This is a genomic window from Curtobacterium sp. PhB172 (assembly GCF_003752545.1).
Taxonomy (GTDB): Bacteria; Actinomycetota; Actinomycetes; order Actinomycetales; family Microbacteriaceae; genus Curtobacterium.
Window position 1 is genome coordinate 170,494 of sequence record NZ_RKIF01000010.1, and the last position, 20,585, is coordinate 191,078.

General features: G+C 71.1%; 24 protein-coding genes and 1 riboswitch. Of the genes, 10 read left to right on the forward strand and 14 right to left on the reverse strand.

All coding sequences use genetic code 11. The features are described from left to right. Nucleotides 1–48 precede the first annotated feature (48 nt). From EDF42_RS14955 to EDF42_RS14970, 4 genes are all read right to left on the reverse strand, one after another. The gene (locus tag EDF42_RS14955; protein WP_123294141.1) at nucleotides 49–807 is read right to left on the reverse strand and encodes a GntR family transcriptional regulator; all 759 of its coding nucleotides are present in this window, start codon (nucleotides 805–807) and stop codon (nucleotides 49–51) included. 95 nt (nucleotides 808–902) lie between these two features. Then, a complete protein-coding gene (locus tag EDF42_RS14960; protein WP_123673070.1) occupies nucleotides 903–1,361 on the reverse strand; it encodes an SRPBCC family protein in 459 nt (152 codons plus the stop codon). A 74-nt stretch (nucleotides 1,362–1,435) separates the two neighbouring features. Next, nucleotides 1,436–2,074 carry an exonuclease domain-containing protein gene (locus tag EDF42_RS14965; RefSeq protein ID WP_123294211.1) on the reverse strand — a complete coding sequence of 213 codons (639 nt, stop codon included), beginning with the start codon at nucleotides 2,072–2,074 and terminating at the stop codon, nucleotides 1,436–1,438. 64 nt (nucleotides 2,075–2,138) lie between these two features. Next, entirely contained in the window at nucleotides 2,139–2,603 is a 465-nt protein-coding gene (locus EDF42_RS14970) for a hypothetical protein (RefSeq protein ID WP_123673072.1), read from the reverse strand. Nucleotides 2,604–2,737: 134 nt separating this feature from the next. Between EDF42_RS14970 and ychF the strand changes: the two genes are divergently transcribed. Further along, nucleotides 2,738–3,811 (forward strand): redox-regulated ATPase YchF, encoded by a 1,074-nt coding sequence (gene ychF / locus EDF42_RS14975; RefSeq protein WP_123673074.1) that lies wholly within the window; start codon nucleotides 2,738–2,740, stop codon nucleotides 3,809–3,811. A gap of 29 nt (nucleotides 3,812–3,840) precedes the next feature. Next, a complete protein-coding gene (locus EDF42_RS14980) occupies nucleotides 3,841–4,230 on the forward strand; it encodes a DUF2510 domain-containing protein (RefSeq protein WP_123673076.1) in 390 nt (129 codons plus the stop codon). A 30-nt stretch (nucleotides 4,231–4,260) separates the two neighbouring features. Here EDF42_RS14980 and EDF42_RS14985 read toward each other — a convergent pair whose 3' ends face one another. After that, a complete protein-coding gene (locus EDF42_RS14985) occupies nucleotides 4,261–4,740 on the reverse strand; it encodes an XRE family transcriptional regulator (RefSeq protein WP_260235522.1) in 480 nt (159 codons plus the stop codon). A gap of 86 nt (nucleotides 4,741–4,826) precedes the next feature. Between EDF42_RS14985 and EDF42_RS14990 the strand changes: the two genes are divergently transcribed. Further along, nucleotides 4,827–5,291, forward strand: a complete 465-nt coding sequence (locus EDF42_RS14990; RefSeq protein WP_123673080.1) for a phage tail protein — start codon at nucleotides 4,827–4,829, stop codon at nucleotides 5,289–5,291. Nucleotides 5,292–5,818: 527 nt separating this feature from the next. On the opposite strand, the gene EDF42_RS14995 is transcribed toward EDF42_RS14990, so the two are convergent. Together EDF42_RS14995 and EDF42_RS15000 are read right to left on the reverse strand one after the other, a co-directional pair. Further along, on the reverse strand, nucleotides 5,819–6,106 hold the full coding sequence (locus EDF42_RS14995; RefSeq protein WP_111084949.1) for a hypothetical protein: 288 nt from the start codon (nucleotides 6,104–6,106) through the stop codon (nucleotides 5,819–5,821). A gap of 273 nt (nucleotides 6,107–6,379) precedes the next feature. Beyond that, on the reverse strand, nucleotides 6,380–6,991 hold the full coding sequence (locus tag EDF42_RS15000; protein WP_123673082.1) for an HD domain-containing protein: 612 nt from the start codon (nucleotides 6,989–6,991) through the stop codon (nucleotides 6,380–6,382). A 137-nt stretch (nucleotides 6,992–7,128) separates the two neighbouring features. Between EDF42_RS15000 and EDF42_RS15005 the strand changes: the two genes are divergently transcribed. Both EDF42_RS15005 and EDF42_RS15010 read left to right on the forward strand, forming a co-directional pair. Then, the gene (locus EDF42_RS15005; RefSeq protein ID WP_123673084.1) at nucleotides 7,129–7,926 is read left to right on the forward strand and encodes a hypothetical protein; all 798 of its coding nucleotides are present in this window, start codon (nucleotides 7,129–7,131) and stop codon (nucleotides 7,924–7,926) included. Continuing rightward, complete coding sequence (locus EDF42_RS15010; protein ID WP_123673085.1) at nucleotides 7,923–9,851, forward strand: amidase family protein; 1,929 nt, start codon at nucleotides 7,923–7,925, stop codon at nucleotides 9,849–9,851. The genes EDF42_RS15005 and EDF42_RS15010 overlap by 4 nt, the downstream gene beginning before the upstream one ends. An 84-nt stretch (nucleotides 9,852–9,935) precedes the next feature. On the opposite strand, the gene EDF42_RS15015 is transcribed toward EDF42_RS15010, so the two are convergent. Beyond that, nucleotides 9,936–10,712, reverse strand: a complete 777-nt coding sequence (locus EDF42_RS15015) for an isocitrate lyase/phosphoenolpyruvate mutase family protein (protein WP_123673087.1) — start codon at nucleotides 10,710–10,712, stop codon at nucleotides 9,936–9,938. Nucleotides 10,713–10,822: 110 nt separating this feature from the next. Here EDF42_RS15015 and EDF42_RS15020 point away from each other — a divergent pair, with 110 nt between their 5' ends. Further along, entirely contained in the window at nucleotides 10,823–12,010 is a 1,188-nt protein-coding gene (locus EDF42_RS15020; protein ID WP_260235523.1) for a MalY/PatB family protein, read from the forward strand. A gap of 9 nt (nucleotides 12,011–12,019) precedes the next feature. On the opposite strand, the gene EDF42_RS15025 is transcribed toward EDF42_RS15020, so the two are convergent. Both EDF42_RS15025 and EDF42_RS15030 read right to left on the reverse strand, forming a co-directional pair. Next, complete coding sequence (locus EDF42_RS15025) at nucleotides 12,020–12,205, reverse strand: hypothetical protein (RefSeq protein ID WP_123340684.1); 186 nt, start codon at nucleotides 12,203–12,205, stop codon at nucleotides 12,020–12,022. Nucleotides 12,206–12,287: 82 nt separating this feature from the next. After that, a complete protein-coding gene (locus EDF42_RS15030) occupies nucleotides 12,288–12,776 on the reverse strand; it encodes a GNAT family N-acetyltransferase (protein ID WP_123673091.1) in 489 nt (162 codons plus the stop codon). A 68-nt stretch (nucleotides 12,777–12,844) separates the two neighbouring features. Here EDF42_RS15030 and EDF42_RS15035 point away from each other — a divergent pair, with 68 nt between their 5' ends. Further along, nucleotides 12,845–13,729: a LysR substrate-binding domain-containing protein gene (locus EDF42_RS15035; RefSeq protein ID WP_123340686.1), complete on the forward strand. Its 885-nt coding sequence runs from the start codon at nucleotides 12,845–12,847 to the stop codon at nucleotides 13,727–13,729. Between the two features lie 40 nt (nucleotides 13,730–13,769). On the opposite strand, the gene EDF42_RS15040 is transcribed toward EDF42_RS15035, so the two are convergent. The 4 genes from EDF42_RS15040 to EDF42_RS15055 all read right to left on the reverse strand — a co-directional run bounded on the left by EDF42_RS15040 (nucleotide 13,770) and on the right by EDF42_RS15055 (nucleotide 15,713). Further along, entirely contained in the window at nucleotides 13,770–14,024 is a 255-nt protein-coding gene (locus EDF42_RS15040; protein ID WP_111084959.1) for a hypothetical protein, read from the reverse strand. Then, nucleotides 14,021–14,503, reverse strand: a complete 483-nt coding sequence (locus tag EDF42_RS15045) for an FBP domain-containing protein (protein WP_123673093.1) — start codon at nucleotides 14,501–14,503, stop codon at nucleotides 14,021–14,023. The genes EDF42_RS15040 and EDF42_RS15045 overlap by 4 nt, the downstream gene beginning before the upstream one ends. Nucleotides 14,504–14,587: 84 nt before the next feature. Next, nucleotides 14,588–15,325 carry a M48 family metalloprotease gene (locus tag EDF42_RS15050; protein ID WP_123673095.1) on the reverse strand — a complete coding sequence of 246 codons (738 nt, stop codon included), beginning with the start codon at nucleotides 15,323–15,325 and terminating at the stop codon, nucleotides 14,588–14,590. A 13-nt stretch (nucleotides 15,326–15,338) separates the two neighbouring features. After that, nucleotides 15,339–15,713 carry a BlaI/MecI/CopY family transcriptional regulator gene (locus EDF42_RS15055; protein WP_111084962.1) on the reverse strand — a complete coding sequence of 125 codons (375 nt, stop codon included), beginning with the start codon at nucleotides 15,711–15,713 and terminating at the stop codon, nucleotides 15,339–15,341. A gap of 197 nt (nucleotides 15,714–15,910) precedes the next feature. Next, a riboswitch (glycine riboswitch) is annotated at nucleotides 15,911–16,016 on the forward strand. Nucleotides 16,017–16,065: 49 nt separating this feature from the next. Here EDF42_RS15055 and gcvT point away from each other — a divergent pair. Genes gcvT through gcvP form a run of 3 tightly spaced genes read left to right on the forward strand, consistent with a single transcriptional unit; the run spans nucleotide 16,066 to nucleotide 20,502 of the window. Next, entirely contained in the window at nucleotides 16,066–17,184 is a 1,119-nt protein-coding gene (gene gcvT, locus EDF42_RS15060) for a glycine cleavage system aminomethyltransferase GcvT (RefSeq protein WP_123673096.1), read from the forward strand. A gap of 4 nt (nucleotides 17,185–17,188) precedes the next feature. Continuing rightward, nucleotides 17,189–17,566: a glycine cleavage system protein GcvH gene (gene gcvH / locus EDF42_RS15065; protein ID WP_123294121.1), complete on the forward strand. Its 378-nt coding sequence runs from the start codon at nucleotides 17,189–17,191 to the stop codon at nucleotides 17,564–17,566. Continuing rightward, nucleotides 17,563–20,502 carry an aminomethyl-transferring glycine dehydrogenase gene (gene gcvP / locus EDF42_RS15070; protein WP_123673098.1) on the forward strand — a complete coding sequence of 980 codons (2,940 nt, stop codon included), beginning with the start codon at nucleotides 17,563–17,565 and terminating at the stop codon, nucleotides 20,500–20,502. The genes gcvH and gcvP overlap by 4 nt, the downstream gene beginning before the upstream one ends. The last annotated feature ends 83 nt before the right edge of the window (nucleotides 20,503–20,585 follow it).

Here is a 20,585-nt window from a genome sequence, read left to right on the forward strand (position 1 = left end):
ACGCGGCAGTTCGTGGAACCTCGACGTCACGCGGGCAGCACGAACTGCCTACTTGTCGACGAGGGTGACCTCGAACGAGTAGCGGTCGGGGCGGTAGCAGTGCACGCCGTACTCGACCGCGCGGCCCGAGGCGTCGTACGCCGTGCGGCTCATGGTGAGCACGGGGTCGCCGTCCTCGATCTCGAGCAGACCGGCCTCTTCGTCGGTGACCGCGCGGGCACCGATCCGCTGCTTCGCCACTCGCATCGTCACACCGCGGCCGCGAAGCAGCTGGTAGAGCCCGTGGTCCTGCAGGTCTTGGTCGGTGATCTCGAGGAACTCCGGCGGCAGGTAGTTCTCGAGGATCGCCATCGGGACGTCCTCGGCGAACCGCACGCGGCGGATGTGCGCCACGATCGTGCCGGGCTCGATGCTCAGGGCTGCGGCGACCTCGTCCGAGGCAGGGACGTCGTTGCGCTCGAGGAGCTTCGTCGCCGGTGCCTGTGACCCCTGGGCCAGGTCGTCGTACAGGCTCGTGAGCTCGACCTTGCGGGTCACCGGGCCGTGCACGACCTGTGTGCCGATGCCGCGGCGGCGGACGAGCAGACCCTTGTCGACGAGGTCCTGGATCGCCCGGCGGATCGTCGGGCGGGACAGCCCGAGGCGTTCACCGAGCGCGATCTCGTTCTCGAGACGGGCGCCGGGAGGCATCACACCGGAGCGGATCGACTCCTCGATGCGCGAGGCCACCTGGAAGTAGAGGGGCATGGGACCCGACCGGTCCAGGTCCATGAACAGGTCGGACGGCAGCTGGCCTTCGTTGGTCATCGCGGTCCTTCGGGGAATTGCGGGTTCGGCAGCGATGCCGAGGGATTGTCGTGACAATACCACCGGGTGCCCTGCTCCCCGGTGTGCCACTCCCGTCAGTGCTCGACCGCAGCCTTCAGCTTGGCGAGGCCCTTCTCGAAGTCGCCGCCGAGGAACTTGTCCATGTTGACGAACACCCCCATCACGCGCGACATCAGGTTCTGCGGGCTCGTCATCGACCAGACGACCCGCGTGCCGTCGGTCGCTTCGTGCAACCGGAACGCCACTGCGCTCGACGACTTGAACGGTGCGGTGAACTGCAGGTCGACGTCGACCTCGGTGGCATCGACTCGGGTGACCGCCATCGACCCGGCGCCGGCCTTGCGGTTGCCCTTCCAGGCGTAGGTCGAGCCGACCGTCCCCGGTTCACCGGTGTACGTCCGCTGCAGCGCGGGATCCTGCCCCTCCCACGGCGACCACTCGACCCAGCGGTGCAGGTCTGCCAGGTACGGCGTGATGTCCGTGGCGCGAGCCGTGATGACGGTCTCGCGTTCGATCGTGGTGGGCGCTGCCATGCGCTGAGCGTAGTGCCGCGGTCGAGGGCGCAACAGGGACCTTCGGCTCGGCCGGCTCGGCCGGCTCGGTCAGCTCAGTCGGCGAACACCATCGGGCGGTTCGACAGCCGGGGCTGCGGCGTCGAGGCCTTGGGCTTCTCGGCACGGGCCCGGACCGGGGCGATCGTCACGCGGGTCGCTGCCCCCAGGGCCTCGACCGTGTCGGTGCCGTGGTGGCCGGCGGCGTGGATGACGATCGCGGCGCACGCCTCGGCATCGGCGGCGGCATCGTGGTGCTGGAAGCCTTCGAACCCGGCGGCCATCGCGGCGACCGGCAGACGGTAGGAGTCGAGCGTGTAGGTCTTGCGGGCCACCGCGAGCGAGCACATCGAGTGGTGCTCGGCGAGGTCGATGCCGGTTGCCGAACACCCACCGGCGATGACGCCCATGTCGAACCGAGCGTTGTGCGCGACCAGGACGTCACCCTCGGCGAAGGCCACCAGGTCGGGGTACTGCTGCTCCCACGTCTTCGCGCGAACGACGTCCTCGGCGACGATCCCGTGGATCCGGGTGTTCCACTCGAGGAACGCGTCGTGTCCGAACGGCGGGCGGATGAACCACGACGCCCGGTCGACGACCCGGCCCGCGCGGACCTTGACGAGTCCAACGGAGCACGCACTGGCGGGCGAGCTGTTCGCGGTCTCGAAGTCGATCGCGGTGAAGTTCAACGGCACGGTTCCGATCGTCGCACGGGGCGCCGACATCGCCGGAAGCCGCCTCGGCGTTGCGGCCGGACGCTCAGCGGCGTCGTGCCGAGCGGGAACCGCTGCGCCGGCGTCGTGCCGTCGCTCGCCAGGTCGCCGTCCGACGGGCTCGTTCGCGCTTCCAGTGCGGCGCGAGCAGGGTGCCCACCATCTCGAACGCCACCGCGACGCCGTCCAGTCGCCAGCGCAGCGGCAGGCGCTCGACGTGTTCGGTGAGCCCGGCGGTCAGGTCGCCGGTGATGACCGGGAAGCCGGAGTTCCGGGGGAGCGGGATCCCGCGGAAGCGGTCCTCCTCGGCGTAGTCGATCGTGTCGTCCTCGGGGTCGTAGACGACCAGGACGTCCGCCTCGAGCTCGGCCATCGCGTCGTGCAGCTGCTCGAGTTCAGCGCGGGAGGCCTGCTCGAGGGCGTCGAGGGTCTCCGGTGCGAAGCGCTGGCGCAGCCCCGGCGCTCCCATGCCCACCGAGTGCACACCGCGCTCGTCGCGTTCGAACCACATCGACGTCCTCCTGTCCCGTCGCCCGGTCCGGACGACGGGGACCACGCTGCCACGACCGGCTCGCGCTGGTTCTGGCGGACGGACTGGAGGCCCGGGTCGGCTCCGGCGGGCCGCCGCCGGTAGGCTGTTCTTCCGTGGCTCTCACCATCGGAATCGTCGGTCTCCCGAACGTCGGCAAGTCGACCCTGTTCAACGCCCTGACCAAGAACCAGGTCCTCGCCGCGAACTACCCGTTCGCGACGATCGAGCCGAACGTCGGGGTGGTGAACCTGCCCGACTCGCGGCTCGACCAGCTCGCCGAACTCTTCCACTCGGAGAAGACCGTGCCCGCGCCGGTGTCGTTCGTCGACATCGCCGGCATCGTCAAGGGTGCGAGCGAGGGTGAAGGGCTCGGCAACAAGTTCCTCGCGAACATCCGCGAGGCCGACGCCATCGCGCAGGTCGTCCGCGGCTTCACCGACGACGACGTCGTGCACGTCGCGAACAAGGTGTCCCCGAAGGACGACCTCGAGGTCATCAACACCGAGCTGATCCTCGCCGACATGGAGACGATCGACAAGGCGCTCCCGCGGTACGAGAAGACCGTGAAGCTCAAGCAGGCCGAGCCGATCGTGCTCGAGACCGCTCGCGAGGCCCGTGCCGCGCTCGAGCAGGGCACCCTGCTGTCCGCCACCACGATCGACCTCGCGCCGATCGCCGAGCTCGGACTCCTGTCGGCCAAGCCCTTCATCTTCGTGTTCAACGTCGACGAGGCGATCCTGACCGACGACGCCCGCAAGGCCGAGCTCGCCGCCCTCGTTGCCCCGGCCCAGGCCGTCTTCCTCGACGCCCAGGTCGAGTCGGAGCTCATCGACCTCGACCCCGCCGACGCGGCCGAGCTGCTCGAGTCGACCGGGCAGACCGAGTCCGGCCTCGACCAGCTCGCCCGGATCGGCTTCGACACCCTCGGGCTGCAGACCTACCTGACGGCCGGTCCGAAGGAAGCCCGTGCGTGGACGATCGGCAAGGGGTGGAAGGCACCCCAGGCTGCCGGCGTCATCCACACCGACTTCGAGAAGGGCTTCATCAAGGCCGAGGTCATCTCGTTCGACGACCTGGTCGAGACGGGCTCCATCGCCGAGGCCCGCGCTGCCGGCAAAGCCCGGATCGAGGGCAAGGACTACGTCATGCAGGACGGCGACGTGGTGGAGTTCCGCTTCAACAACTGACCCCGCTGCGGGTGCGCCAGGATGAGCGCATGACGAACCCACAGGCAGGTTGGTACGACGACGGTTCCGGCACGATGCGGTGGTGGGATGGTTCGGCGTGGACGGAGCAGGTGCAGCCGAAGGCACCGGGCGCGGCTGGCATCGGCGGAGTGATCGACCGTATCCAAGCGGAAGCCGCGGCGGGCGGGCAGCCTCGGCCGGCGCAGAACGGCATGAGCTACGTCGTGCTGCAGGTGGTGCTGCGGGAGAAGTTCTTCGGGACGGGTTCCGGCAACCTCACCGAGTTGGAGAAGGCGATCAACGCGCAGGCGGCGCTCGGCTACCGGCTGCACACGATCACGACGGCTTCGTCGGGCAGTACTGGGTTCGGTGGCGGAGACAGGTTGCAGGCCACCATGGTGTTCGAGCGGATCAACTGAGGAGCCAGGATCGGCTGATGGCGCGCCTGGTCAGAGCGGCACAGCTTCGTCGAGGACGCGTGCGAAGTGCTCGTCGTCTTCGATGTCGTCGGTGAGGACGTCGACTTCGAACCCGGTGAGGCGCTCGACCGCGTGCGCGAATCCGCCGAGGTCGAACAGCGAAGCCGCGGGCGTCAGGCTGACCAAGAGGTCGATGTCGCTGTGCTCGGTGTCGTGACCGCGAACAGCCGATCCGAACACACGGACGTACTCGAGGCGGAAGCGCTCCGCCTCGTTGAGGATCGTGTCCGCAAAGACCACGAGCGGGATGCTCGGCCGGGCGCGAGCAGCGGTGAGGATGCGATCGAGCGACTCTGGGCGAGGTCGACTCCGTCCGCTCTCGTAATCGAAAATCTCCAGGAACTCCACTCCCGCGGCTTCGGCGAGGTCGGCCTGCGAGAACCCGATGTCCTCGCGCGCAGCACGGATCAGTTCCGCGGCGTGGTCGAGTCGCGTCGTCGCTTCCGTCACGGTCATCGACTGTAGGTGGACCGCGGCGGCTCCGGGAGGGAGCTGAGGGGCTAGATTCAGACCGTCCGAGCGCCCGAGGAGGCCCCATGTCGTACGTCGTCGACTTCGTGAACGTGTCCACGGTGGGTCTGGAGTCCTCGCCGGTCGCCGACGCACTCGCCGGGCTCCGGGCCAACGAGGCGCGGTACTTTGCGAACAAGTACGACCACGTGTTCACCACGCACGCCGCGGCGGACGTTCCGGACCTGGTGGGGTACGTGCGGCGGGTGCTCGAGGAGGAGCGCGGGCTGGTCATCGCGTCGCCACCGCTCGAAGCGACGGAAGCGCTCGTCGACGGCGTGCGCTGGACCTACGTGTTCTACGAGTCCGGCTTGGCGATCAACGTGCTCTACACGCTCGAACCGGGCGGCAAGCGTGCGGTCGGCTTCAAGCTGTCCGACGGGATGGACGTGCCCGAGGAACTCGCCGACAAGTTCAAGTTCGCGCGGCAGAAGTCGAAGCTCGCCGGCACGATCCGCGGCTCGTTCTTCGTGGTGAAGGGCGAGTACTGACGTGGCGAAGCAGCCGTGCATGCAAAATGTTTGGTACGGCAGGCAACGCTGATCGACCCTGGTCGCCACGAACCGGTGATGAAGGGCAGGGCATGGGCTATGACGGCGACTCTGGTGAAGACTGCGGTGATGCACGGCCTGTACGTCGGGTTCACGGGCGACAGCTCCCGAGCGCGGGCGATGCGGGAGCTGTTGAACGAGAAGCGGGCATCAGCGGCACAGCGGGCGGCAGCCGAGGAGAGGCGGACGCCAACGTCCTCGACATCGCTGCAACGGAGATGTTCAGTGGACCGGTAGCGTCTCCGCGCGTCCTGGCCGAGTACGAGCGGCTCGTTCCGGGGGCGATCCTCATCTCGGCCGGTCACCCCGTCGGAGCGCTCGCAGCGATCGTGCCCGGCGTGCTCGGGGCGGCATCGCAGGTCGTCGCTGCTGCCCGTCGAGGTGTGTGACCGTCGCACGGTCGGTCGCAGGTACGACGAAGCGCCGCCGGGGAGCCCGGCGGCGCTTCGCGTTCGTACTGGTGGAGCCTAGGCCGCGAGGGCCATGTCCCCTGCGTGCACGGACTGTGCCTGCAGCAGGGTCCGGCTGGCCTCGCCGGCCCAGGAGCGGCCCGGGACGGTCCAGCCGGCCTCGCCGACGGCGTCCAGACGGGTGCCGCGGGTGACGAAGGTCTGCAGGTCGTCGGCCGCGATGCGGACGAGGTACTCGCGCTGCGAGCGGTCGTCACGCACGGGGAACTCGGCGATGCGGTCGGGGGTGATCGTCGGGGCCGCGAGTGCGGTCCCGAACACGGTGATTCGTTCGTTGCTGGTCATGGTGCTGTACTTCCTGGTCATTCGGCGCCAGGGCGACTCGGTGTCGGCGGACGTCTCAGTCCGGCGCGACGCATCGAGTGCGGGGCGCGCACGTCGAGTTTCAACGTGCTGCTGATCCGTTCGGATCAAGCGGTGGTCTCGGTTGGAATGCGACTCGGGCGAGTCGGTCTCGAGACGTTGGTGTGCGCGAGTCAGATGGGTTCGCTGCAGTGCACCAACCAAGAACTATACGCACCCGAAGCGCAGAAGTCCAGCGCAGACCAGGAAGACGGTTCAGGACGCCAGGAACGCGTCCCATCGCGAGCCACCCGCAGTCACGTTGCCGGAGCCGTCGAGCCGAGCAGCGGCCGAGGACGGCTTGCGCGAAGCCTGCGCGTGGATGAGTTCGTCGAACGTGCCGGAGAACCCGAGGCGGGGCAGTGCTGTGGCGACGGCGTGCAGGTCGTCGGTGGACCACCGTGAGAACCCGGCACCGGAGACGTCGAGCGAGGTGGCGACCTCGAGCAGGTGCCCCTCCACGTCGACCACGGGGTCGACGGAGGTCCACATGTGCCGCTCGATGACCTCGCCGACGCGTCGAGCGCGCGCTGCGTCCCACCCGGCGCCGAGGGCGAAGACGGAGCCCACGGCACCGCCGGCCTCCTCGAACGGCACGGCGTGGGCGTCGAACGACGGTGTGACGCCGAGGTCGTGCAGCATCGTCGCGACGAAGAGCAGTTCGGGATCCGGTTCGAGGTCGACGGTCGGGGCGAGCAGGACCGCCCACGCCCACGAGCGCAGGCAGTGGTTCACCAGGGCGGGGGAGGACCAGGTGCGGACGACGTCCAACGCCCGTGCGGCGACGGGGGAGGGCGGGGTGAGCAGGGCTTCGACGTCGAGCGACATGGCACGACAGTAGCGGTGCGACGGAGCCGTAACGGCGCGGAAACGTGCCGGGCCCGAGCCGGAAACAGCGCACCGTTAGCTTTCGGATCACTGAGTACCCGCTCAGCACCCGACCTCCTCCCGAAGGACCTGCACCCATGCAGCACCGCCTCCGGCTGCGCCCCCGCGCGACGATCGTGTCCTCGACACTCGTCGCCGCCGGGGCGATCGGCCTCGCCGCCCTGACCGCCTCGCCGGCCCAGGCAGCACCGACCGCGACGACCGCGACCATCGACGCCCCCACCACCGCGACCGTCGGCACCGCCTTCGACGTCGACCTGACGATCCCGGCGACGACCGACGTCTACGCCTACGAGATCACCCTCGACGCCGACGCGGAGTCCGTGTCGTACGTGGAGGACAGCGTCACCGGTCCCGACGGCGGCTTCGACAGCGTCGAGCAGGACGGCGACGCCCTGACGATCGTGCACACCCGCCTCGGGACGTCCCCGGCACTCAGCGGCGACCTCGCTGCCTCGATCGGCCTGACGCCGACCGCATCGGGCAGCGTCGACCTGGCGGTCACGAGCATCACCCTCGTCGGATCCGACGGCACCTCGACGACCCTCACCGACCCGGCGAGCACCACGATCTCGGTCGCTGCAGCGCCGACGGCGACCCCGACGGCCGCGCCCACCCCGGGCGCCACCGCCACGGCCGACCCGGGCACCGGCGCGGGCGACCCCGACCCGACGACCACCGCCGGCCCGACCAGCGGCGCCACCGCCGTGGCCGCAGCGGGCGGCGACCGTCCGACCGGCGGCGAACTCGCCTGGACGGGCGCCGACGTCGCCCCGTGGATCGCCGCGTCGCTGGCCCTCCTCGCCGCCGGCGGGACCCTGATCACCCTGCGTGCGCGCCGCGCCCGCCGCGAGCGCACCGGAGCAGCCGAATGACCGCCACCAAGCCGGACGCCAGCAAGCAGGCGATCACCAAGCTGGACGCCAGCAAGCAGGCGATCACCAAGCCGGACGCCAGCACGAAGCACGCCCGGAAGCGAACGGCCGTCGCCGGCGCCTCGCTCATCGCCCTCGTCGGCACCGTCCTCGCCGCGACCCCCGCGATCACGGCCGCAGCAGCACCGGCAGCGGTGGACGCCAGCCCCGCCGCGATGCTCGCGCCGTACTACACGGACCTCGACCTGACCGGCGACGACCAGGTCACGAAGGCCGACCTCGCGGTGCTCACCGAGCACCTCGGGGCCACGAGCGCCAGCGGTGACTGGGCGACGGTCAGCGCCGCGGACTCCGACGCCGACGGCACGATCACCGTCGCGGACGTCGCGGCTCTGTCCCAGCGGATGATCTACGACGACGGTCCGTTCACGCTCGTCGAGGCGTCCACCATCGACATGCAGGCCGCGATGAACGCCGGGGTCACCACCTCGGTCGCCATCACGCAGGACTACCTCGACCGCATCGCCGCGTACGACCGCACGAAGGTCGACTCCGCGTCGACCGGCCGCGCGCTCAACTCGATCGTCACGACGAACGCCGAGGCCCTCGCCGCCGCGAAGACGGCGGACACCGAGCGTGCCGAGCACGGCATGACGAGCATGCTGCTCGGTGTGCCGATCGCGGTGAAGGACAACTACGACACCAAGGACATGCCGACCACGGGCGGCTGCGGCTGCTGGGACGACAACCAGACCGACACCGACGCCACGATGGTCGCCGGACTGCGCGGTGCCGGTGCGGTGATCCTCGCCAAGGCCAGCCTCGACGAGTTCGCCTACGGCTTCGTCTCGGAGTTCTCGTCGAACCAGCCCGCCGGTTCGTCGCTCCTGGTCGCCAGCCCGTACAACACGGCGCAGACCGCCGGTGGCTCCAGCGGTGGGACCGGTGCGGCGATCGCGGCGAACCTCGCCGGCATCGGGTTCGGCACCGACACCGGCGGCTCGATCCGCATCCCGTCGACGTACAACCAGCTCGTCGGCATCCGCCCGACGGTCGGCCTGGCCAGCCGCGACGGCATCATCCCGCTCGCACTGTCGCAGGACACCGGTGGGCCGATCGCCCGCTCGGTGACCGACGCGGCCGTCGCGCTCGACGCCGTGACCGGCGTGGACGCGGCCGACCCCGTCACGAGCGCCCAGTCCGGCAAGGTGCCGACCTCGTACACGTCCTCGCTCGACGCGGACTCGCTCGACGGCGCCCGCATCGGCTACGTCACGAGCATGGTCGGCACGAACGCCACGGCCAAGCGACTGTTCGACGCGTCCGTCGCGAAGCTCGAGGCCGCTGGCGCGACCGTCGTCCCGATCACCGCGACGACGGCCTTCAACCGGGTCCTGTCCGAGGGCAGCGGCAGCACGAACGAGTTCAAGCACGACCTGGACGAGTACGTCGCGAAGCACCTCGACCCCGACGTGACCGCCCGGTCGCTGCAGGGCATCCTGGCCTCGGGCGAGTACGTGCCGAGCCGCAAGTCGACCTACGAGTCCCGCGACCTGATCACCGACGCGCAGTACCAGGCGTGGGCCGGGCCGACGGGATCGCACACGACGCAGCTCGCCACCGGCAAGCAGCTCGTCACGCAGATGCTCGACGACCAGGACCTCGACTCGCTCATCTACCCGTCGGGCACGCCCTACGGCACGCAGTCGACGAACATGCGTCTGAGCCCGAACACCGGCATGCCGGCGATCACCGTCCCGATGGGGCAGGCGACCGCGGCCGACGGCACGATCACCGGTGCCGGCGTGAACCTCGAGTTCCTCGGCCGCTCGTTCGACGAGAGCACGCTGATCGGCCTCGGCTACGCCTTCGAGCAGGAGACGAAGGCGCGCACCACGCCCGCGCTGTACCCGGCGCTCGGCTGAGCTGAGCGGGTCGCGTGACGCGACCACAGGACGGACGGGAGGCCCGTGGCGACACCGCCACGGGCCTCCCGTCCGTCCGCTCCGTCAGTTCAAGGTCGGGGTGTCCTCCGGCACGACGCCGTCGGCGTACAGGTCGGTCGCCAGGTCGCGGAGCGCCCGCAGCGCGACGCGCTGCGTGAGCGGCCCGTACGAGATGCGGGCGACGCCGAGGGCCTCGTACTCGGCAGCGGGCAGGGCTCCCGGCAGACCGATGACCGACAGCTTGCCGCGGCCGAGGCCTGCGACGAGCTGCTCCACGACGTCGCGCTGGATCGCGCCGGGCACGAAGACGAGCGCGGCGCCGTTGTCGAGGAACGCCTTGCCGCGAGCGATGGCGTCCGCGATGCTCTCGTCGATCGGACGGTCGCCGCCGCGGGCGATCGCGTCGGTGCGGGCGTTCAACTGGAAGTCGACGCCCTCGGCCTGGGCAGCGGCCGTGATCGCGGCGACCCGGGCGACGGCCTCGTCGAAGGGACGCAGACGGTCCTCGACGTTGGCGCCGACGACGCCCGAGCCGATCGCGCGGCGAATGGTCTCGGCGGGGTCCTCGTAGCCGTCGTCGAGGTCAGCGGTGACCGGCAGGTCGGTCGCGGCGGCCACGATCGCGGCGCCCGACAACGCGAGGTCGAGGGGCATCCCGCCGTCCTCGTACCCGTACGACGCGGCGATCGAGTGCCCGGCGGTGGCGATCGCCTTCGTGCCGGGCAGGTCGCTGACGACCTTCGCGGTGATCGCGTCCCACACGTTCACGACGCGGAGGATCTCCGGGGCTTCGTGCAGCTGCTTGAGGGTGGTGGCCTTGTCGGCGGTGCTCGTGCTCATGGGACCGACAGTAGGCGGGGCGACGCCCCGCGTCCCAGGGTGCGCGGAAGACGACGCTGGATGACAGGCGGGCTCGCGCCGGGCCTCCCGGTCGGTGCATGCTGGGACGCATGGCGAGCGACGAGCAGGACCCGGTCGGCACGCTCCGCGGGGTCCGCACGAGCATCAAGTGGACGCGGTACGCGCCCGACGTGCTGCCCCTGTTCGTCGCCGAGATGGACCACGACGTCGCGCCGGAGATCCGCCAGGCCCTGATCGAGCGCGTGTCGCAGTCCGACCTCGGTTACCTGGACGGACCGGGGCCGCTCGCGCCCGCGTTCGCGCAGTTCGCGCTCGACCGCTGGGGCTGGGAGATCGATCCGTCCCGCATCCACCTGGCCACCGACGTCAGCGTCGGCATCGTCGAGTCGCTGCGGCTCGCGCTGCCCGACGGCGGTCGCGTCGCGATCACGCCGCCGGTGTACCCGCCGTTCTTCGAGCTCGTCGACGAGGCCCGATGTCAGGTGGAAGAGGTCCCGCTGCTCGAGCAGTGGGGGCAGTACCGACTCGACCTCGAGGGACTCGAGCGGGCGTTCGCGAGCGGGGTCGGGGTCTTCCTGCTCTGCAACCCGCACAACCCCGTCGGTCTCGTGCACGACCGCGCCGACCTGCTCGCGATCGCCGAACTCGCGGCGAAGTACGACGTGCTCGTCATCAGCGACGAGATCCACGCACCGTTGACCCACCCGGGCGTGCAGTTCACCCCGTTCGCGGCCGTCGCCGAACCCGTCGGAGCCCGCAGCGTCTGCGTGACCTCGGCGAGCAAGGGGTGGAACCTCGCGGGCGTGAAGTGCTCGATCATCGTCGCCGGTGACGACCGCACCGCCGCACTCCTCGACACCCTGTGGGAAGAGGTCGCCTGCCGCACGAGCATCCTCGGGCTGCACGCGAACCTCGCCGCGTTCACCGTCGGGACCACCTGGCTCGACGACGTGGTGTCCCGGATCGTGGCCAACGACCGGCTGCTCGCGAAGCTCCTCGCCGAGCACCTGCCCGGCGTCGTCTACACGCGGCCGCGCGCCGGGTACCTGGCGTGGCTCGACTTCCGCGGGATCGGGCTCGGCGACGACCCGGCCGTTCCACTGCGCGAGAACGCCTACGTCGCGCTGAACTCCGGGCTCGGGTTCGGGAGCGAGGGGCGCGGGTTCGTCCGCCTCAACCTGGCGTGCTCACCGGAGACGCTGCGCGAGGCCCTGTTCCGCATCGCCTCGGCGTACCCGTCGAGTGCGCAGGAGGGGCTGGTCTGGCACGTCGCGTGAGCGCCCGGGTCAGTCGACGTACTGGTTGCGCCCGACGACGCGGATCTGCAGCTCGTCGGTGCGGTCCATCGCCAGGATCTCGCGGGCGACGAAGCCGACGGCCGGCCAGCGGTCGACCTCGGTGACCATGAAGCCGTCGATGAACACCTGCCACGCGCCGCGCTCACGGACCGCCTGCACCTCGTACGTCGCCATGCCGCGAGCGTACCGAAGCGGGCCGGTGTCGTCAGCGCCGATCGCGCTTCAGCGCCGATCGCGCTTCAGCGCCGCTCGAGCTTCAGCGCAGCTCGAGCGTCATGTGGACGTCGGCCCGGACGTAGGGGCTCGGGACGAGCTCGTCGTCGCGCAGGTGCCGGAAGCCGAACGCCTCGTACAGGTGCACGGCGCTGGCCAGCTGTGCGTTGCTCTCGAGGTCGACCCGCTGCGCACCGAGCTCCCGGGCGCGGTCGAGTGCAGTGGCGATGAGCTTCCGACCGGTGCCGTGCCCCTGGTGCCCCGGAGCGACGGCCATCTTCACGAGCTCGAACACCCCCGGCGTCGTCGGGACGATGCCGATGCACCCGATCACCTGGTCGTCGAGTCGTGCGACGAACACGGCGCCGCCGGGCTCGACGACGTGACCGACGGGGTCGCCGAGGAACTTGCGGTCCTCGTCCTCGAGCGCGAAGAACTGCGTGATCCAGGCCTCGTTGAGGACGCGGAACGCCTCGGCATCGGCGGGGGTGGCGAGGTCGGTGATGGTGACGGTGGAGATCGCTTCGGGCATGCGTCCATCCTCCGATCCCGATGAGGTCGCGTCCAATACTCGTTCGCTTCGATCGATAGGCTGCGTGCATGGATCGGGATCCGGACGTCGACCTCCGTCAGCTTCGCGCGTTCCTGGCAGTGGCGGACGAACTGCACTTCGGGCGCGCTGCAGAGCGCCTCCGCATCGCACAGCCCGCGCTGTCCCAGCAGATCCGCCGCACCGAACGCGAACTCGGCGTCGACCTGTTCGTCCGCACGAGCCGCAGCGTCGCCCTCACCGCCGCCGGCCAGGCGCTGCAGGGGCGTGCGCGGTCGTTGCTCGGGCAGGTGCGCCGTGACCTCGACGAGACGGTCCGGGTCGGGCGCGGTGAGGCCGGCCGGCTCGACGTCGGCTTCGTCGTCTCCGCGCTGCCCCTCGGGCCGATCGAGCGCGTGCAGGCGTTCCGTGCGCGGTACCCGCTGGTCCGTGTGGACCTGACCGAGGGCTACTCGTCGACGCTCCTCGCCCGGATCGTGCGGGGCGAACTGGACCTGGCCGTCGTGCGCGACCCGGACCCGGACCCCGCCGTGCGGCTACTGCCGTTCCGGACCGAGGCGTTCGTCGCGGCGGTCCCGCGCGGACACCGGCTCGCGGGCCGTGCGTCCATCCGCGGCACCGAGCTCGTGGACGAGCCGTTCGTGTTCTTCCCCGCCGTGGCCGGTTCGCTCGCGACCGAACGGAACCTCGCCCCGGTCACCGCCGGTGGCCGACGGCCCGTGGTCGTGCAGGAGGCAACGACCTGGGCAACCGTCTTGCACCTGGTGGGCGCGGGACTCGGCGTGACCGTCGCTCCGGAGAGTGCCGCGCTCGCCGCACCGGACACCGTCGTGCTGCTGCCGCTGACCGACAGCGATCACCGCAGCGAGCTGTCGTGGGCGATGCGCGCCGACGACGACCGCGAGATCCTGCGGAACTTCGTCGAAGCCGACTGAGCGAAGCCGACTGAACGACGCCCGGCAGGAAGCGCTCCGCTCAGCCGAGCGCGAGGACCGGCGCCCGGTGGTCGCCGAGCTCGTCGACGTGCCACGGCCGTGCACCCCGCAGGGTCAGCCCGAGCTGCACGAGCACGAACCCGACGTGGGGTTCGACGTCCGGGTCCCACGGCCCCTCGACCCCGAGGCCGAACGCACCGAGTTCGTCGTCGGCCTCGTCGCGCAGCGTGAGGCGCCAGCGGCCGTCGCCGAGTTCCTCGACCACGGCCCAGCGGGCGGTGCCGAAGCGGCTCACGCCGACTTCATGATGTCCGCGGTGAAGTTCTGCACGCGCTGCAGCAGCGAGGCGCCGCGCATCGCGATCGTCGCCGGCGGGTTGAGGTGCGGAGGAGCGGTGCGGATGAGCATCGAGCACCCGAGGTCCTCGCAGATGTAGGTGCCGATGGTGTTGCCGTTGCGCCCGGCCTCGCCCGCACGGGGTGCCGAGAACAGCCGCACCTGCGTCGCCGGCTGCGGGGAGTGGCAGAACGAGCACATCGCGGCGATCCCGGCGCGCAGGGACCCGCCCGCGGACCGGACGATGATGCCCACGGGGCGGTCGTCGATCCAGGACACGATGTACCCGCGGCGGGCGGCCTGCGGGTCGCGCCAGCCCAGGAACTCGCGCTCGTCCCAGAGCATCTCGTGCAGGCCCGGGATCGGCAACTGCTCGAGCTCGTCGGGGGTGGCGTTGACGAACGAGGATCGGATGTCGGCTTCGGTCAGTGGCTTCACGGTTCGATCACCATATGCCTCGCCTCCGACACGTGCTCGCTCAGGACAGCCTTGCGGGCGACGGTGCGGTCTCGGATCGCCCCGTCAGGACAGCCTGGAGGCCCGGATCGCCCCGAGCGCGCTGCTCCCGTCCGCCACCAGGACGGCCCGGCGCAGGGCGTCGCGTCCGACACGTCGGGCCGCGGCGTCGTCGGCGGCGAACTCCACGAGGACGCGCGTCGAGCGCGCCATGGCGCGCGCACCGGGCACCCACGGGACCGCACGTTCGATCGATTCGGCGACCGCGACCGCAGCCGCGTGGTGCTGCGTCAGGTGGGCGCGCTCGTGGGCGACCACGGCCTCCAGTTCGTCCGTCCGCAACCGGTCTGCCAAGCCGGTGCTGACCAGCACACCGCCGCTCCGCCCGGGCACGGCGCAGGCCAGGGCGTGGTCCGCGTCGACGACGGCCACCGGGGTGCCGTCGATCTCGCGGTGCGGCGCGACGCCGGAGCGCATGGCCTGGCGGACGGCCTCGTGCTCGGGCCCGGGCCGGACGCGGACGGCGACGACGAACGCGATGACCGCGAGCAGTGCGACGCCGACGTTGAAGCCGTGCGTGGGGGAGCCGTCACCGCCGAGGAGCTCGGTGAGCGGGCGGTCGGCGAGCGCGACGAGCGCGATGCCGGCGACGAACCCGACGACGCCGAGCAGCACCGCGAGTGACCAGCACACCAGGGCGGTGCGCGGCCGGTCGATGGTCCAGGCGGATCGGGTCAGCACCCTCGGGGCGAACACGACCACCAGCAGGGCGAGGACGATGAGCGCGATGCCGGCGACGACCACGGAGCGACCCCGGTCAGGAACGTGCGCGGGCGTCGAGGGCGCGGCGCAGGGCCTCGAGGTCGTCGGAGGCGAGCGAGCCGGTGAACTGCAGCAACGCTGCTTCACGGTCGGCCGAGGCGGCGAGCGCACTCGACATGAGGGACGCCGTCTGTTCGTCGCGACTGTGCACGGCACGGAAGCTCAGCGGGGCGTCGTCGTGCTCCTGCCGCTCCACCTGGCCCTTGCGGCCGAGCCGGTCGAGGACGGTGAGCACGGTGGTCAGCGCCGGCCGGGGCTCCGGGAAGGCATCGAGCACCTGTCGTGCGGTGAGGCCGTCGGTCACGGAGCGGAGCGCGTCGAGCACCGCTTGCTCGAGCTGCCCCCTGGGGCGTGATCGCTGTCCGGCCATCCCCGCATTCTACGAGATGTCGAAGGCCGGCATGCGACACACGTTCGTAACGCGGTCTCGGTATGCTCGGCGCGGACAACTGAACACACCGGCCGCTCATCCGTCGCGGGAGACGCCCTGCACGTGCCCTCGGGCGCACGCACGGGCACCGAAGGAGCAATCCCCCCGTCAATCTCTCAGGTCCCACACCGCAGCGGACAGGCCACTCTGAAAAGCAGACGCTCAGTCGTCTCGCCCACGGTGAAAGCCGCCGGACCTCACGGGCCGCGGTGAAACTCTCAGGCCCATGACAGAGGGGGAGTTCCACCCGGCGATCGTCGCCGGGCCCTGCTGATGCCAGGAGAACTCCGCCATGAGTCCGACGCCACTGCGTTCGTCCCCGCTCGAACCCGCGCACGAAGCCGCCGGTGCGACCTTCACCGACTTCGCCGGGTACCGCATGCCCGTGCGCTACTCGTCCGACCTCGCCGAGCACCACGCCGTGCGACAGTCGGCCGGGGTCTTCGACCTGTCGCACATGGCCGAGATCGGCGTCACCGGTCCGGACGCCGTCGTGTTCCTCGACCACGCGCTCGCTGGCTCCTTCGGCGCGATGCCGCTCGGCCGCGCGAAGTACTCCCTGCTGCTCGCCGAGGACGGCGGGATCCTCGACGACCTCGTCGTGTACCGCACCGACGACGACGTGTTCCTCGTCGTCGCGAACGCCTCGAACCGCGAGGTCGCCGTCGCCGCACTGTCCAGGCGCACCGACGGCTTCGACGTCGCGGTGTCGGACGACTCGGACAGCACCGCACTCGTCGCGATCCAGGGCCCCGCGGCCGCCGGCACGCTCGACGCCCTCGTCGTCGCCGACCGCCTGCAGCCGGAGAGCCCCCTCGACGACCTCGGCTACTACCGCGCCCTGCACGCCGTGTTCGACGGCTCCGAGGTGCTCGTCGCCCGCACCGGGTACACCGGCGAGGACGGCTTCGAGCTGTACAGCGCACCCGAGGTCGCCCCGGCGATCTGGGACGCGCTGCTCGAGGCCGGCGCCGACCGCGGTGTCGTCCCCGCCGGACTCGCAGCGCGCGACACCCTGCGGCTCGAGGCCGGCATGCCCCTGTACGGACACGAGCTCGGCACCGACGTGCGCCCCGCCCAGGCAGGCCTCGGCCGCGTGGTCGCGAAGACCGGTGACTTCGTCGGCGCTGCCGGTGTCGCGCCGTCGGACGACGCCCGCGTGCTCGTCGGGCTCGTCACCGAGGGCCGCCGCGCCCCGCGTGCCGGCTACGACGTGGTGCACGACGGCACGGTCGTCGGCACCGTCACCTCGGGTGCCCTCTCGCCGACGCTCGGCCACCCGGTCGCGATGGCCTTCGTGGACCCGGCGCTCGCCACCGAGGGACAAGTCCTGCACATCGACGTCCGCGGAACGGCCATCCCCAGCACCGTCACCGCGTTCCCCTTCTACCGCCGTCCTCAGAAAGGCTGATCCCGTGAGCGACCAGACCGCACTCCAGTACACCGCCGACCACGAGTGGCTCCTCGTCGAGGGCGACACCGTCACCGTCGGCATCACCGACCACGCCGCCGAGCAGCTCGGTGACGTCGTCTACGTCGAGCTCCCCGCCGTCGGCACCGCCACCACCGCGGGCGAGCAGATCGGCGAGATCGAGTCCACCAAGAGCGTCGGCGAGCTCTTCGCGCCGATCGAGGGCGAGGTCGTCGCGGTCAACGACGCCGTGGTCGACGCCCCCGACACGGTCAACCAGGACCCGTTCGGCACCGGCTGGCTGGTCAAGATCAAGGTCGACGGCACCTCGTTCCCCGAGGACCTGATGGACCACGACGCGTACCGGGCGTCCATCGCATGACCGGCCCCGACGACCAGCAGGAGTTCCAGAACCTGCAGACCTCGTTCGCCGACCGCCACATCGGCACCACCCCGGCCGACCAGCAGGCGATGCTCGACACCGTGGGCCGGCCGTCGCTCGACGCCCTGGTCCGCGCCGCGATCCCGGAGTCGATCCACGCAGCACCCGTCACCGACTCGGTGATCCCCGCCGCCGTCGGCGAGACCGAGGCGCTCGCCGAACTCCGCGCCAAGGCCGGGCGCAACACCGTCCGCCGCGCGATGATCGGGCTCGGGTACCACGGCACCCACACCCCCGCCGTGATCCAGCGGAACGTGCTCGAGAACCCGAGCTGGTACACGGCCTACACGCCGTACCAGCCGGAGATCTCCCAGGGCCGGCTCGAGGCGCTCATCAACTTCCAGACGATGGTCTCCGACCTGACGGGCATGGCCACCGCCGGCGCCTCGATGCTCGACGAGGGCACCGCCGTGGTCGAGGGCATGCTCCTCGCCCGCCGCGCCTCCAAGGTGAAGGGCGACGCGTTCCTGGTCGACGACGACCTGCTGCCGCAGACCCGCGCGCTGCTCGACCACCGCGCCGACGCCGTCGGCATCACGCTGCGTGCGTTCGACCCCGTCACCGGGCCGACCGACGAGCAGCTCGACGGCGCCTTCGGCGTGATCGTGCAGTACCCCGGTGCCTCCGGCCGGATCGTCGACCCGTCGTCGATCATCGAGCGCGTCCACGCCGGTGGCGGCATCGCCGTCGTCGCGGCCGACCTGCTCGCCATGACCCTGCTCGCCAGCCCCGGTGACCTGGGTGCCGACGTCGCCGTGGGGACGAGCCAGCGCTTCGGCGTCCCGCTCGGCTTCGGCGGCCCGCACGCCGGCTACCTCGCCGTGCGCACCGGGCTCGAACGCCAGCTGCCCGGTCGCCTGGTCGGGGTGTCCTTCGACGCCGACGGGGCGATGGCCTACCGCCTCAGCCTGCAGACCCGCGAGCAGCACATCCGCCGCGAGAAGGCGACGAGCAACATCTGCACCGCGCAGGTCCTGCTCGCCGTGATGGCCTCGATGTACGCCGTCTACCACGGGCCCGAGGGGCTGCGCTTCATCGCGAACCGGGTCGCCCGGACGACGTCGGCGCTCGCCGCGGTCGCCCGCGACGCCGGGCTCGAGGTCGTGCACGACGCGTTCTTCGACACGCTCACCCTGCGGGCCACCGGTCGCGCCGGGGCGGTCGTCGCCGCAGCGCAGGACGCCGACTTCCTGCTGCACCAGGTGGACGAGGACGTGTTCCAGCTCTCCGTCGACGAGACGACCACGCCCGACGACGTCACCCGACTGGCGGGCGTGTTCGGGGCCGTGGACGTGACCGTCCCCGCGACCGAGGCGGCCGTGCGGGACGCGGCCACGGGCCTCCCGGCCGGTCTGCTGCGCGCGAGCGAGTACCTGACGCACCCCGTCTTCAGCGCCCACCGCAGCGAGACCCGCATGATGCGGTACCTGAAGCACCTGGCGGACAAGGACTACGCGCTCGACCGGGGCATGATCCCGCTCGGCAGCTGCACGATGAAGCTCAACGCGGCGACCGAGATGGCCGCGGTGACATGGCCGGAGTTCGCGAACATCCACCCGTTCGCGCCGCGCGACGACATCGAGGGCTACCTCGACATGATCGGTGACCTGGAGTCCTGGCTGGCCGAGGTCACCGGGTACGACACCGTGTCCCTGCAGCCGAACGCGGGCAGCCAGGGCGAGCTCGCCGGACTCCTCGCGATCCGCGGGTACCACCTGGCGAACGGCGGCACCGAGCGCACCGTCTGCCTCATCCCGTCGAGCGCGCACGGTACGAACGCCGCGTCCGCGGTGCTCGCCGGCATGCAGGTCGTCGTGGTCGCCTGCGACGAGAACGGCAACGTCGACCTCGCCGACCTCCGCGCGAAGACGGAACAGCACGCCGACACCCTCGCGGCGCTGATGATCACGTACCCGTCGACCCACGGCGTGTACGAGCACGACATCCGCGAGATCTGCGACGCCGTCCACGACGCCGGCGGCCAGGTCTACGTCGACGGCGCGAACCTCAACGCGCTGCTCGGCCACGCCCGCTTCGGCGATTTCGGCGGCGACGTCTCCCACCTCAACCTGCACAAGACCTTCTGCATCCCGCACGGCGGCGGCGGACCCGGTGTCGGTCCGGTCGCGGCGAAGGCGCACCTGGCGCCGTACCTGCCGGGGCACCCGTTCGCGCAGCAGGCCGACCGACGGCCCGGTTCGACCGCGGCCGAGGCCGACGACCGCCTGGCACACGCCGGCGGCCCGGTCAGCGCGGCACCGTACGGCAGCCCGAGCATCCTGCCCATCACGTGGACGTACGTCCGGATGATGGGGCTCGAGGGGCTCACCCGTGCGACCGAGGCAGCTGTACTCGGGGCGAACTACATCGCGGCCCGACTGCGCGACGCGTTCCCGGTGCTCTACACGGGCGAGGACGGCCTCGTGGCGCACGAGTGCATCCTCGACCTGCGACCGTTGCGTGACACCACCGGCATCACCGTCGACGACGTCGCGAAGCGCCTGGTCGACTACGGCTTCCACGCCCCGACCATGTCGTTCCCGGTCGCCGGCACCCTGATGGTGGAGCCGACCGAGAGCGAGGACCTGGCCGAGCTCGACCGGTTCGTCGACGCGATGCTCGCCATCCGTGCCGAGGCCTCGGCCGTGGAGCGCGGGGAGTGGCCGGCGGACGACAACCCGCTCGTGCACGCCCCGCACACGGCGTCGTCGGTGATCTCGGGGGAGTGGGCGCACGCGTACACCCGCGAGCAGGCCGTCTACCCGCTGCCGGGCATCAGTGGCCGCAAGTACTGGCCGCCGGTCCGCCGGATCGACCAGGCCTACGGTGACCGCAACCTGGTGTGCGCGTGCCCGCCGGTGGAGGCGTTCGCCTAGCGACCCGCGTCCTCGACGCACCAACGAGATGACGGGAGGCCCGTGGCGGACCCGCCACGGGCCTCCCGTCCGTCGTCAGCCCG

Excerpts from the sequence above, each read along its gene's own strand:
- EDF42_RS14955 (WP_123294141.1), bottom strand. The coding sequence starts at position 807 with ATGACCAACGAAGGCCAGCTGCCGTCCGACCTGTTCATGGACCTGGAC.
- EDF42_RS14960 (WP_123673070.1), bottom strand. The coding sequence starts at position 1,361 with ATGGCAGCGCCCACCACGATCGAACGCGAGACCGTCATCACGGCTCGC.
- EDF42_RS14970 (WP_123673072.1), bottom strand. The coding sequence starts at position 2,603 with ATGTGGTTCGAACGCGACGAGCGCGGTGTGCACTCGGTGGGCATGGGA.
- EDF42_RS14980 (WP_123673076.1), top strand. The coding sequence starts at position 3,841 with ATGACGAACCCACAGGCAGGTTGGTACGACGACGGTTCCGGCACGATG.
- EDF42_RS14990 (WP_123673080.1), top strand. The coding sequence starts at position 4,827 with ATGTCGTACGTCGTCGACTTCGTGAACGTGTCCACGGTGGGTCTGGAG.
- EDF42_RS14995 (WP_111084949.1), bottom strand. The coding sequence starts at position 6,106 with ATGACCAGCAACGAACGAATCACCGTGTTCGGGACCGCACTCGCGGCC.
- EDF42_RS15000 (WP_123673082.1), bottom strand. The coding sequence starts at position 6,991 with ATGTCGCTCGACGTCGAAGCCCTGCTCACCCCGCCCTCCCCCGTCGCC.
- EDF42_RS15005 (WP_123673084.1), top strand. The coding sequence starts at position 7,129 with ATGCAGCACCGCCTCCGGCTGCGCCCCCGCGCGACGATCGTGTCCTCG.
- EDF42_RS15010 (WP_123673085.1), top strand. The coding sequence starts at position 7,923 with ATGACCGCCACCAAGCCGGACGCCAGCAAGCAGGCGATCACCAAGCTG.
- EDF42_RS15015 (WP_123673087.1), bottom strand. The coding sequence starts at position 10,712 with ATGAGCACGAGCACCGCCGACAAGGCCACCACCCTCAAGCAGCTGCAC.
- EDF42_RS15020 (WP_260235523.1), top strand. The coding sequence starts at position 10,823 with ATGGCGAGCGACGAGCAGGACCCGGTCGGCACGCTCCGCGGGGTCCGC.
- EDF42_RS15025 (WP_123340684.1), bottom strand. The coding sequence starts at position 12,205 with ATGGCGACGTACGAGGTGCAGGCGGTCCGTGAGCGCGGCGCGTGGCAG.
- EDF42_RS15030 (WP_123673091.1), bottom strand. The coding sequence starts at position 12,776 with ATGCCCGAAGCGATCTCCACCGTCACCATCACCGACCTCGCCACCCCC.
- EDF42_RS15035 (WP_123340686.1), top strand. The coding sequence starts at position 12,845 with ATGGATCGGGATCCGGACGTCGACCTCCGTCAGCTTCGCGCGTTCCTG.
- EDF42_RS15055 (WP_111084962.1), bottom strand. The coding sequence starts at position 15,713 with ATGGCCGGACAGCGATCACGCCCCAGGGGGCAGCTCGAGCAAGCGGTG.
- gcvT (WP_123673096.1), top strand. The coding sequence starts at position 16,066 with ATGAGTCCGACGCCACTGCGTTCGTCCCCGCTCGAACCCGCGCACGAA.
- gcvP (WP_123673098.1), top strand. The coding sequence starts at position 17,563 with ATGACCGGCCCCGACGACCAGCAGGAGTTCCAGAACCTGCAGACCTCG.